An 11230-nucleotide genomic window follows, 5' to 3' on the forward strand; every position below is an offset into this window, starting at 1 on the left:
AGCGATGCAGGATTCGTACCTGCCTGCGATTATCGGACCCGCTTCACCGAACCTCCACATCGAGCCACGGAGGCGAAGCAACAGGGACAAGGGCTCGGGAGCCCTATCCTTGTCCCCGGCGAGTCACGGATCGCCCCACACCCGGGCACCACGACACAGGCCACCACATCGGCCCCCGTAGCTCAGTGGATAGAGCAGGCGCCTTCTAAGCGCTTGGCCGCAGGTTCGAGTCCTGCCGGGGGCGCCACGTCTGAACAGCGGAAACGCCCCGGAAGGAGTAGCCCTTCCGGGGCGTTTCGCGTCTCTGACGGCAACGGCTCCGTCTCACCGCCTCGAAGGCACCGGGGTCGGACGTCGTCCGGCGGCGCTCGCGAGGCCGCTCGATCGCGCTCGCGGCTCGCGGATCGCTTCCTGGCACGTACGACGGGTGTTCTCGCAGGTCGGCGGGGATGTCGGTGGGGGTCGTTAGGGTGTGAGGCGTGGTCGAGGCGTAGGGGAAGGGGGCCGGATGCGGCTCAAGTGTGCGGTGGTGGACGACTACCAGGGGGTGGCGACCTCCGTCGCCGACTGGTCGGCGCTCGACGGTGAACTCGAGGTCGTGTCCTTCGGGGAGCACTACGCCGACGAGGACGCCCTCGTGGAGGCGCTGGCCGGCTTCGACATCGTCGTCACGCTGCGCGAGCGCGTCGCGTTCCCCGCCTCCGTGCTGGGCCGGTTGCCGCGGCTGCGGCTGCTCGTCGCCTCCGGGATGCGGAACAGCGTCATCGACTACGCCGCCGCCGAGAAGCACGGGGTGACCGTCTGCGGTACGGCGAGCTCCCCCACCCCGCCCGTCGAGCTGACCTGGGCGCTGCTGCTCGGGCTGGCCCGCGGCATCGTCACCGAGAGCACCGCGCTGCGCTCCGGCGGCCCCTGGCAGAGCACCCTCGGCGCCGATCTGCACGGGCAGCGGCTCGGGCTGCTCGGGCTCGGGAAGATCGGTGGCCGGGTCGCCCGGGTCGGGCTCGCGTTCGGGATGCGGGTGAGCGCCTGGAGCCAGAACCTGACGCAGGAACGCGCCGAGGAGGTCGGGGTCGAACGCGCGGAGTCGAAGGAGGAGTTGCTCCGTACGAGCGACTTCGTCTCGCTGCACCTCGTGCTCGGCGAGCGCACCCGGGGACTGCTCGGCGCCCCCGAACTCGCCCTCCTCAAGCCGACCGCCTACCTGGTCAACACCTCACGGGCCGGCCTCGTCGACCAGGAGGCCCTGCTCACCGCCCTCCGCGAGGGAAGTTTCGCGGGCGCCGCCGTCGACGTGTTCGACAGCGAGCCGCTGCCCGCCGACCACCCCCTGCGTTCCGCCCCGCGCCTGCTGGCCACCCCGCATCTCGGGTACGTCAGCCGGGCCAACTACGCGCGCTACTACGGGCAGGCCGTGGAGGACATCCGCGCCTATCTGGCCGGGGAGCCGATACGCGTCCTGGGACCGGCGTAGGGCGCGGGCCCGCGGCTACCGTCCCGCCGGGGCGCGGTCGTGGGTTTCCGGCGTCCCCATAACCCGGCATCGGCGTGAGCGCATCCGCTGTGGACCCACCGGCGCAGCGTCCTGTTCGGAACGGGTGATCCGCCGGGGTACGCCGTGACCGGTACCGCGCGGGCGCGTTGAAGGGGGAGCACGGTGACGATCACCGTGCTCCCCCTTTCACCGAAGGAGTATGTGATGTCTCGCATCGCGAAGGCGGCCGCGGTCGCTCTCGGCACGGGTGCCGTGGTGCTCAGCGGCGCCGGCCTGTCCATGGCGGACGCGGGTGCCCAGGGCGCGGCTGTCGGTTCGCCCGGCGTCCTGTCCGGCAACGTCATCCAGATCCCCGTCAACATCCCCGTCAACCTGTGCGGGAACACGATCGACGTGGTCGGCATCCTGAACCCGGCCTTCGGCAACACCTGCGTCAACGCCGGTGGCGAAGAGCACAAGTCCGACTCCAAGGACGACGGCAAGTCGGGCCACAAGCACCACGAGAACGGCGGCTACGGCGGCTGAACCCGCCCCGGCCTCAGCGCCGGACGCATGAGCGAGCCCCCAGCGGTCCGACCGCCGGGGGCTTCGCCGTAGCCGGTCCGGGACGCGCCCGGGCTCCGGGAGTCCGCACCACTACACGTACCGGTACAGCCGGCTCACGTCCTCCACGTCCGCCGGTGTCACGTTCCACGGCGGCATCCGCTCCTCGCGGGCCACGATCCGTCCGTGCTGCGCGTCCCCGCGCCCCGGCTGCCGCGCGGGCAGATAGCGCGCCCCCCGGTGCCGCTGCTGCCACCGCGTCCACTGCAGGTCGACGAAGGCGTGATGCATCCAGAAGACGGGATCGTTGACGGAGGCGCCGCCGAGCATGTGCCCGCCGACCCAGCGGTGGACGCGGTTGTGGGTGTGCCAGGCCGCACTTCCCGTACCCCGGCCCCAGCCCTCCAGCTTGTTGCGGAACCCCTTCGCCGACGTCGAGTTCCAGGGCGCGACGTCGTACAGGGGTTCGGCCAGGGCCCGGTCCAGCTCCGCGCGCGTGGGAAGCCCGATCGGGTCCCGGTGGCGGCCGAGGTCGCGCATCAGGTACTCCGCGTCCGTCACGCTCTCCTTGATCGTCCAGGCGCCCCCGGCGTACGCGAAGGGGCCGGTCGTGACCTGACCGTCGGAGCGGCGCCCGTTCCCGCCGAGCAGGTCCTCGGTCCAGGGCGCGGCGGACGCGCCGCGCGTGCGGGTCCAGTCCCAGTACGGCACCGTCACCGCCGCGTCGACGCGTTGCAGCGCCCGCTCCAGTTGCAGGAGGAACTGCCGGTGCCAGGGCAGGAAGGACGGTGTCATGTGGGCCGTGCGCAGTCCGCCCTCCCCGTCGGACACGTAGTGCTCGATGTGCGTGCGGACGAACTCGTCGTACTCCCCGCGCCGTTTGACGGCGAGCAGCGCCTCGACGAGGCGGCGCCGCTCGCTCCGGGACAGCGCGGTGACGTTCTTCCGTGTGTGGACCGCCATCCGGTCCTCCCCCTCCCCGGCGCGCCACGGCCCCCTCGGCACCGGGCGGCCGCGATGTGCCGTGGCTGTGCTGTGGCTGTGCTGTGTGTTCTTGTTCGACGCGCTGTTGTGCCGCTGTGCCGACGCATTGTCGTGCCGTCGTGCAGTTGCGCCGTCGCGCGGTTGCGCCGTGCCCGGAGCTGTCACATGTCGTGGCTCGTGCCGCGGGTCATGTCCTCGCTCGTGGTGTGGCGTGGACGGCGGGCGGGCGGCCCCGCGGTGACGTGCTCCCCGTCGTGCGCCGGTTCGGGCGCGCGCAGGTGGTCGCCGGGGCCGAGGACGTCGACGGCGCCGCGGGCGGCGGCCAGCGGGGTGGGATAGGACGCGTAGTGGTCGACCATGCTGACCCACGTGCCGTCCGCGCGGCGCATCAGGTGCAGCGGACGGCCGTCCACGGTGATGTGCCAGCGCCCGGCCCCCTCGTCCCCTCCGCCCGGGTCGCGGCCGGCCCCGTCCCGGGCGGTCCGGCTCGGCGCGGCCCAGGTGCCCTCGATCCGGCGGCCCCGGTACGTCTGGGAGAACCGGCGCCGCTGTCCGGCCGCCCCCGCCGGGCCGCCGGGCCGGCCGGCGGAGGAGTCGGGGGCGGTCGGGTCGTCGGCCGGGGCGCCCCCACCGCCTCCCCGCGTGGCGTGCGGGCCGGCGGCGAGGTCCTCCGTGCGCCCGCAGCGGGAGGCGGTGACGGCGGGTGCCAGGGCCAGGGCACCCGCCGTCACCGCCAGGGCGCGCAGGGCGTCTCTGCGAGTTCTCTCGGCCAACGCTCTTTCTCCTCCGCCTGGTTGGGGGTGGCTTCCGGCGCGGTTACGCGCCCGGGCCGGTGACGATCTCGGCGCCCGGCACCGTCCGCAGCAGCGGGGTGTCGAGCGCGGCACGGGGTTCCCCGCCGAGCGAGGGCAGGCCCCCGTTCTCCGCGTCCGGCCTGCCCAGGGGGGTGTCGAGGGCGAGCCCCGGGACCGCGGTGCGCAGGTCGGCGGCGGGGGCGCTGACGCCGAGGTGGTCGAAGCCCTCACCCAGGACGTGCGGCAGCGGGGCGCGCACGTCCCCACCGGGCAGCCCTCCGCTGACCGGCAGCCGGGGCAGGGTGCGCTCGGGCAGCAGGTGCCCCTCGGCGAACCGGGTGCCCTCGGGGGCGCCCGGCACGGGCACCGGCAGTTCTCCGGCGACGTGGGGCATCTCCATGTGGAGGGACCTCTCGACACCGTCCAGCGGCAGGGGCACGGGGACCGTGCTCGCCGCGGCGGGCGTGGCGGCGGTGGCCGCCGCCGCGGCGGCGGCCACACAGGTGACGACGGCGGCGAGCGTTCCTCGGGTGGTCGGCTTCATGACGGGTGCGGTCCCTTTCGGACGGGGCGTGGGGCTGTTCGCGTATCGGGTAACGACCGGGAGACGGCGCCAGTACGGGATTCCCCCGCGTGACGCAGTAGTAGGACCAGCCGTCAGTGCGTCAGCGGGAGCCCGCCGAGGAGTCCGGCGGCACCGGCGCCGCGGTTGAGGGTCTCGGTCACGCCGTTCACCGTGCTGAGCACGGAGTCCTCGTTCTCGGTGTCGAGGGCGTCCGACTGGTGCTGCAGCGGGCGCAGGTCGAGGGTCCGGGTGCTGAGGGCCTTCTCCACCCCGCCGTTGATGCTGGTGGGCGTCTCGAAGTCGGCGGGCTGCGTGGCGGCGAGAGCGGGAGCGGCGGCTCCCGCCACGGCGAGGGACCCGGCGACGACGGCGAGGGCCTTGAGCGACTTCATCGTGTTCCTTCCTTCTTCGGCGACGCGCGTACGTCGCCGGAGGGCGTGTGCGCACGGCTTAACGAGCCCCACGGGGCACGGAAACGGGCAGGTCCAGGTGGTCCACCGGTCGCCGGACACTCCACCGCCCGAGGGCCGCGCGGCCCCGTGCTCGCACCACCTCACGACCGCGCGGAATCCGTGCTCGCACCGCCCCAAGACCGCCCGCAACCCGTGCTCGCACCGCCCCAAGACCGCGCGCAACCCGTGACCGCGCGCCCCGCGCATGTGCCGCGTCCCGTGCACCGCGCGCCGCGCACTGTGCGCCGTGCGCACACACGTGAGCGCGCCGCCCCCGGGAAGGGGAGGCGCGCTCAGGGGTGGTGCGGACCGGCGCTCGGGCGGTTCGCGGACCCGCCGACCGGTGGCGGCTCAGCTCGTCGGGAGGATCAGGTCGCTGGGCAGCGGCGGCAGGTCCGGGGCGGAGGGAAGCGTGACCGCGTCGGCGGCGCCGGTCGACGGGATGAGACCGGCCAGGTCGGGGTCGGTCAGGGCCGGGTCGGCCAGGCTGCTGCCGGTGAGCGTGGCGATCAGCACGTCGACGAGGTTGTTGACCACCTCGGAGATGGCCGGCACCACCTGGCCGACGTCACCGGAGGTGGACGCCTTCACCAGGGCGTCGACCGCCTTCTGCAGAGCCGTCAGCGCGTCCTGCGTGGCGTCCCTGGGCGTCGCGGCGCGGCCGTGCGCCCGGGTCTTCGCGAGGGCGGCGGTCTTCGACAGCGGCGGGGCGGCCGGCGTCACCGGCCGCCGGGACGCGTCGGCGGAGGCGTCCGGCGCGGCCGCGACCACGCCGGGAACCGCCGGCTTCGCCGGGTCGGCGGGCTTCGAGGCGTGCGCGGATCCGGCGGCCGAGGGGGATGTGACGGCGGGCTTCTCCGCGGGCTTCGCGGGGAGCGCGACCGTCGACGGGGCCGCCGCCGCCTTCTTGATGGCGTCCTTGGCCGCCTTGCCGAGCTCGTCCGCACGGTCGGCGGGCAGCTGGCCGTTGTCGGCCTTGAGGGTGCTGTCGAGCAGGTCGGTGACGGGAGTGAGGACACCTCCGGCGGTGGACAGCGACCTGACCTGGCCGAGCAGTGCGTCCGCGCCGGGGACGGGCACCTGCGCCTGGCCGGAGGCGGACGAGCCGGACTCGGACTGACCGGTCGCCGCCTGCCCGGTCACCGACTGGCCGTCGGCCGCCACGGCGGCGGGTGCGGCGATCCCGAGCAGGAGCACGGCGCAGAATGCCGGGGAGGCGAGGTGCCGTGCGGGCAGAGCACGCATGGGTGTTCCTTTCAGCGGGGCATCGATCCTCTGCCCACCGTGAAAGGGGTGGTGACTTATTGCAACTTTTCAAACACGGAGAGCGATCAGCCGGGTGGCCGGAACACGGCGTCACCCCTGGTGGGAGCCCTGGCGGCACCCCCGGCCGCACGCCGCCGTTCGGGGCCGGGCAGCACGAAGGGCCACCCCTGGCAAGGGAGCGGCCGCGCAGCACGGACCGGCCGCCCCCGCCAAGGGGGCGGCCGGTCCGCGGGTCCGTCGACGCGTCAGTCGTTGACGCAGGTGTTGCCGAACGCCGGGTTCAGCAGACCGATGACGTTGATCGTGTTGCCGCAGACGTTGACCGGAATGTGGACCGGGACCTGAATGGCGTTGCCCGACACGACACCCGGCGAGTGGGCGGCGACGGCCCCGGCGTCGGCGTCGGCAGCGGCGATGCCGGCGGTGCCCGCCACGGCCGCGGCGGCAACGGTGGTGAGGGCCAGGCCCTTCGCGATACGCGACATGGAGAAGTGCTCCTTGGGTTGTCACAACAGCCGGGCGGCTTGCCCGACGTTGAATCAACGCGTGGCCCCGGCCCGGGTTGTGCCGCCGAAGGAGTGAACTCCGACGGTACGGAGATTGACCGGCCCGACACAGTTGCCGCTTTTATCCGATACATCCCCCTTGTGGCTACAGTGACGGCCGTTCGAAACCACCCACAAGCCGCGAAGGGTGCGAAGCCGGTCATGCGTGCTACCTCCGGTCATCCCCTGGGCCGCGCTCTCGCGTGTGTCTGCGCCCTCACCGCCCTCTGGGCCCCCGCGGCCACCGCGGCCCCGGGGCCCGCCCCCACCCCCTCGGCCGCACCCGGCACCTCCGCCACACCCCCCGCCCCGGCCTCGCCCACGGCCGCCGCTCCGGCCGCGGCGCCCCGCCCGGAGCGGAAACGCATCCCGTTCACCGAGCGCTACCGCGCCCTGCGCCACGGCGGCATCGTCCGGGCGGCCGGCACCGCCGTGACCTGTTCCGGCGGACCCACCCGCACCCCGGGGGGCGACCGCGCCTGTCTCGCCGCCCGCGCGGGCGGCCCTGGGGCGAACGGGGACTTCGACATGACGTACGTCGATGTCGACGACGACCCGAACACCTACAACTCCAGCCGCGCCGAACTCCGTCTGCCACCGGGCGCCTCCGTCCGCTACGCGCGCCTCTACTGGGGCGGGAACCTGCGCGTCGGCGAGCAGAAGCCGCCCGCGGACAACGGACGGGTACTGATCGCCGAACCGGGCGGCGCCTACAAGGCGCTGCTCGCGGACACCGTCGTCGGCCACCGCGCCGCGCACGGCGCGGACGCCTACCAGGCCTCCGCGGACGTCACCGGGCTGGTCCGGTCGAGCGGTTCGGGCGCGTACACGGTGGCGCAGATCAACGTGGCCAAGGGCCGCTCGGCCGCCGGTTCCTGGGGTGGCTGGACGCTGGTGGTGGCCTACGACAAGGCCTCGGAGCCACTGCGGCACCTGGCGCTGTGGGACGGCTTCGAGGCGCTCGCGCCCGGCACCCGCACGCTGGCCCGGATGCGCCGGATGCCGTTCGCGCCTGGTGCGCACGGCCTCGTGGGGCTGGTCGCCTACAACGGCGACCGGGGGCGTACGGGCGACTCGCTGAGCGCGTCCGCGCACCAGGGGGCGCGCACGGTCCTGAGTGATTCCGCCAATCCGCGTAACGACGTACTGAACTCGACCCTCGCGGGACCGGCCGGATCGTCGGAGGAAAGGGCCGATTCCTTCGGATTTGCCGGGCCTTCTCGGCCCGCTCTGTCCCCCAGAAGCCCGGGGCCGCGCCGGTCCGGCCCGGTGAACACCCTCGGATACGACTCCGACGTGCTCGCCCTCGGCGACGCGACCAGGAACGGGGGTGACCGGTTGGACTTTCTGATCGTTTCACAACACGACGCGGCCTGGACCGGGGCGCTCTTCGTCGCCGTCGATGCCCAGCAGTGACGCGCGCCCCCTGACGCCGTCCGTGACCGAGGAAGCGTGCATGCACCTGCCAGCAACCGGCCGTCGGCCACTCGTCCTGCACGTCACCCAGCCGGTCGACGGCGGGGTGGCCCGTGTGGTGGCCGATCTGGTGCGCGCCCAGCGGGCCGCCGGTCTGCGCGTGGCGGTCGCCTGCCCGGACGGCTCCCGGCTCGCCGGCACACTCCGGGCGCTCGGCGCGGAGGTGCACGACTGGCCTGCGACCCGCTCCCCGGGACGCGCGCTCCCCGGGGAGCTACGGCAACTCCGGCGCGTGCTCGCCGCGACGCGGCCGGACCTGGTGCACGCGCACAGCGCGAAGGCCGGGCTCGTCGCCCGGCTCGCCCTGCGGGGCCGGGTACCGACCGTGTTCCAGCCGCACGCCTGGTCCTTCGAGGCGGTGGACGGGACGCTGGCGGCGCTGTCGGTGCGCTGGGAACGCTGGAGCGCCCGCTGGACCTCCCGCGTGGTGTGCGTCAGCGAGGCGGAGCGCGAGACCGGCGTACGCGCCGGGGTGCACGCCTCGTGGAGCGTCGTGCCGAACGGGGTGGACACCGCGCACCACCGGCCCGCACCGCCCGCCGAGGCGCGCTCCGGGCTCCCCCTTCTCTCCGCTCTTCCCGCCTCCGGATCCGACGCCTCCGAGGGCCCGCTCGTCGTCTGTGTCGGACGGCTGTGCCGCCAGAAGGGGCAGGACGTGCTGCTGCGCGCCTGGCCCGCGGTGGTCCGGCGGGTACCGGGGGCCCGCCTCGTGCTGGTCGGGGACGGTCCGGAGGAGGCACGCCTGCGGGCCGAGGCACCCGCCTCGGTGCTGTTCGCCGGTGCCGTGGACCAGGTCGTGCCCTGGTACCGCGCGGCCGATCTGGTCGTGCTGCCCTCCCGCTGGGAGGGCATGGCGCTGGCGCCCCTGGAGGCGATGGCGTGCGGGCGGCCGGTCGTGCTGACCGAGGTCGCCGGGGCCCGGGAGTGCCTGCCGCCCGGTCAGGAACCGGTGCCCGTCGAACAGCCGGGCCCGCTGGCCGACCGGATCACCGCCCTGCTGCTCGACCCCGCACTGCGCGCCCGCCTCGGCACGGAGGCCCGCGCGCACGTGCTGGCCACGCACGACGTGCGGCGGGCGACGGAGGCGGTCATGGAGATCTACCGCGAACTGCTCGCCCCCGAAGCGGCGTCAGGACCGCGCGCGGTGCCGGTACCGGGCGCGGGGGCGGATGCTCCTCGGCGTGCGGGCAGCACCGGGCGCTCGCGGAGCGCTGAGGACGCGCGGAGCGTGACGGGCGTACGGGCCCTGTGGGGCGCGACGGACGTACGGGGGGCGTGGGGCGCCTGCGTCGCCGCGCCTCGCGCCGCCGTCTGCGCCGCGCACCTCCCGGAGACCGTGCGCACCAGACGCACCGATCACGCCCCGGGCGGCGGGTCCGCCCCGTGCGCCTCGTGCGCCGTGCGCGCCGCGCACACCACCGGCGCGGAAGCCACCGAGTGCAGGGAGTCCAGCCACACGTGACTGCGGAAAGCACCGTTCCCTCCCCCGGCGGACAGCCGCGGGAGTACGGACACTCGCCCGTCTCGGTCATCCCTCCCCGTGAGGCCGCCGACGGTCACCGGCTGCCCGCCGGCCGGCCGTCCCTCGTCCCGCGCCCGCCTGCGGCACCGCTGCTCGCCGTGGACGCCGGGGCCGCGCTGCTCGCCGCCCTCGCGGTGGACGGGACCCGCGGCCACCCGCTGGCCGCGGGGGCGCTGCTGCTCGGCGTGCTCGCGCTCAACGTGCGGGCGGGGCTGCACCGCCCGCCCGCCATGCCCGTCCTGCTCGAGGAACTGCCCGCGCTGTGCGGGCGGATCGTGGTGGGCTGGTGCGCGCTCGCGGCGCTCACCGCGGCGTTCACCCCGGCCCACGCGCTCTCCGCGCACGCCCTCGTTCTCGGGTGCGTCCTCCAGGCCGCCGCGAGCGGCGCGGGGCGCGGCACCGTGCACTGGGCGCGCCGCCGGGCGCTGGTCCGCCGTCCCGGTGCGGCGCTGGTGGCCGGGGACGCCGCCACCGCCCAGCGGGTCGCCGCGGCCTTCCTGCGCCACCCGGGCTGCGGGCTGCGTCCCGTCGGTGTCGTCGCGCCCGCTCCCTCCCAGGACGAAGAAGGACTCCCTGTGCTGACCACGGGCGAGGAGGTGCGGCGGGCGTTCATCCAGAACGGCGTCCGCGCGGTCCTGCTCGTCAGAGGCACGGGCAGTACGTCCGCGCACCCCCACGCGGGCGCACACCCCGGCACGGAGACGGGAGGCGGCGCCGCCGGCGGTCCCACCGACGCCCCGGCCGAGCCCGAACACCTCGTGCTCGCGGGTGAACTGGCCGCGGCCGGCTGCGCCCTGTGGGAGGTCGAGGCGAGGCCACCCGCGCACGGCGCGGAGCACGCGCCCTTCACCCCCTACGCCGCGGGCGCCCCGTTCGCCGGCGCCGCCTCCCTTCGGAGCGCTCCGGGCGTACGGCTCGCGGGCTTCGTCTGCCGACGGCTCGACGGCGCCGGGCGCCCGGGCCCGCGCCTCGCCACCGCCGTGAAGCGGGCACTGGACGTCCTGGTCTCGGGCGCCCTGCTGCTGCTCATCTCCCCGTTGCTGCTGGGCTGTGCCCTCGTGCTGCGGTTGTCCGACGGGCCCGGCGTGGTGTTCCGGCAGGAGCGCATCGGCAAGGGCGGCCTGCCGTTCACCCTGCTGAAGTTCCGTACCCACCGCCCCGCCGACGCCCACGAGGCCGCCACCCGGTGGAGCGTGGCGGGCGAGGCGGAGATGAGCCGCTTCTGCCGCTTCCTGCGCCGCTCCTCGCTGGACGAGCTGCTGCAGTTGTGGAACGTCTTCCGGGGCGACATGAGCCTGGTCGGACCGCGCCCCGAACGGCCCTACTTCGTCGAGACGTTCAGCCGGTCGTACCCGGGTTACGCGGCCCGGCACCGGATGCCGGTCGGCATCACCGGGCTCGCCCAGGTCAGCGGGTTGCGCGGGGACACCTCCATCGAGGACCGGGCGCGCTACGACAACGCCTACATCGACGACTGGTCGCTGTGGCAGGACGTCTGCATCCTGCTGCGCACGGCGGCGGCGCTGGTCCGCCCGACGGGGAGCTGACCGGTGAGCCACCTCGCCCCGCCGCTCCCCCACCCCGGGGG

At 74.8% G+C, this 11230-nt stretch carries 11 protein-coding genes and 1 tRNA gene; 6 read left to right on the forward strand and 6 right to left on the reverse strand.

The annotated features are described in order from the left end of the window. Nucleotides 1-171: 171 nt before the first annotated feature. The 3 genes from OHB09_RS10935 to OHB09_RS10945 all read left to right on the forward strand — a co-directional run bounded on the left by OHB09_RS10935 (nucleotide 172) and on the right by OHB09_RS10945 (nucleotide 2020). Nucleotides 172-247, forward strand: a tRNA-Arg gene (locus OHB09_RS10935). A 261-nt stretch (nucleotides 248-508) separates the two neighbouring features. Beyond that, nucleotides 509-1474, forward strand: a complete 966-nt coding sequence (locus OHB09_RS10940) for a D-2-hydroxyacid dehydrogenase family protein (protein WP_328921901.1) — start codon at nucleotides 509-511, stop codon at nucleotides 1472-1474. A 225-nt stretch (nucleotides 1475-1699) separates the two neighbouring features. Then, a complete protein-coding gene (locus OHB09_RS10945) occupies nucleotides 1700-2020 on the forward strand; it encodes a chaplin (RefSeq protein ID WP_040895425.1) in 321 nt (106 codons plus the stop codon). Nucleotides 2021-2131: 111 nt separating this feature from the next. Here the strand turns inward: OHB09_RS10945 and OHB09_RS10950 are convergent, their stop codons facing one another. From OHB09_RS10950 to OHB09_RS10975, 6 genes are all read right to left on the reverse strand, one after another. After that, nucleotides 2132-3001: a tyrosinase family protein gene (locus tag OHB09_RS10950; RefSeq protein ID WP_328921902.1), complete on the reverse strand. Its 870-nt coding sequence runs from the start codon at nucleotides 2999-3001 to the stop codon at nucleotides 2132-2134. 182 nt (nucleotides 3002-3183) lie between these two features. Continuing rightward, nucleotides 3184-3795: a tyrosinase family oxidase copper chaperone gene (locus OHB09_RS10955; RefSeq protein WP_328921903.1), complete on the reverse strand. Its 612-nt coding sequence runs from the start codon at nucleotides 3793-3795 to the stop codon at nucleotides 3184-3186. A 43-nt stretch (nucleotides 3796-3838) separates the two neighbouring features. Next, on the reverse strand, nucleotides 3839-4360 hold the full coding sequence (locus tag OHB09_RS10960) for a hypothetical protein (protein ID WP_191853088.1): 522 nt from the start codon (nucleotides 4358-4360) through the stop codon (nucleotides 3839-3841). 113 nt (nucleotides 4361-4473) lie between these two features. After that, nucleotides 4474-4773, reverse strand: coding sequence for a hypothetical protein (locus OHB09_RS10965; RefSeq protein ID WP_006140536.1), 300 nt, complete (start codon nucleotides 4771-4773; stop codon nucleotides 4474-4476). Nucleotides 4774-5184: 411 nt separating this feature from the next. After that, a complete protein-coding gene (locus OHB09_RS10970) occupies nucleotides 5185-6078 on the reverse strand; it encodes a hypothetical protein (protein WP_328921904.1) in 894 nt (297 codons plus the stop codon). A 266-nt stretch (nucleotides 6079-6344) separates the two neighbouring features. Further along, nucleotides 6345-6584: a chaplin gene (locus OHB09_RS10975; protein WP_006140538.1), complete on the reverse strand. Its 240-nt coding sequence runs from the start codon at nucleotides 6582-6584 to the stop codon at nucleotides 6345-6347. A gap of 222 nt (nucleotides 6585-6806) precedes the next feature. Here OHB09_RS10975 and OHB09_RS10980 point away from each other — a divergent pair, with 222 nt between their 5' ends. From OHB09_RS10980 to OHB09_RS10990, 3 genes are read left to right on the forward strand one after another with little or no spacing between them, the layout of a single operon-like run. Further along, nucleotides 6807-8060: a DUF3344 domain-containing protein gene (locus OHB09_RS10980; RefSeq protein WP_328921905.1), complete on the forward strand. Its 1254-nt coding sequence runs from the start codon at nucleotides 6807-6809 to the stop codon at nucleotides 8058-8060. 40 nt (nucleotides 8061-8100) lie between these two features. After that, nucleotides 8101-9582, forward strand: coding sequence for a glycosyltransferase (locus OHB09_RS10985; RefSeq protein ID WP_405465754.1), 1482 nt, complete (start codon nucleotides 8101-8103; stop codon nucleotides 9580-9582). Continuing rightward, the gene (locus tag OHB09_RS10990; RefSeq protein WP_191891696.1) at nucleotides 9579-11189 is read left to right on the forward strand and encodes a sugar transferase; all 1611 of its coding nucleotides are present in this window, start codon (nucleotides 9579-9581) and stop codon (nucleotides 11187-11189) included. Before OHB09_RS10985 ends, OHB09_RS10990 begins: the two co-directional genes overlap by 4 nt. Nucleotides 11190-11230: the final 41 nt, after the last annotated feature.

It is taken from the genome of Streptomyces griseoaurantiacus, from assembly GCF_036189845.1.
GTDB lineage: Bacteria > Actinomycetota > Actinomycetes > Streptomycetales > Streptomycetaceae > Streptomyces > Streptomyces griseoaurantiacus.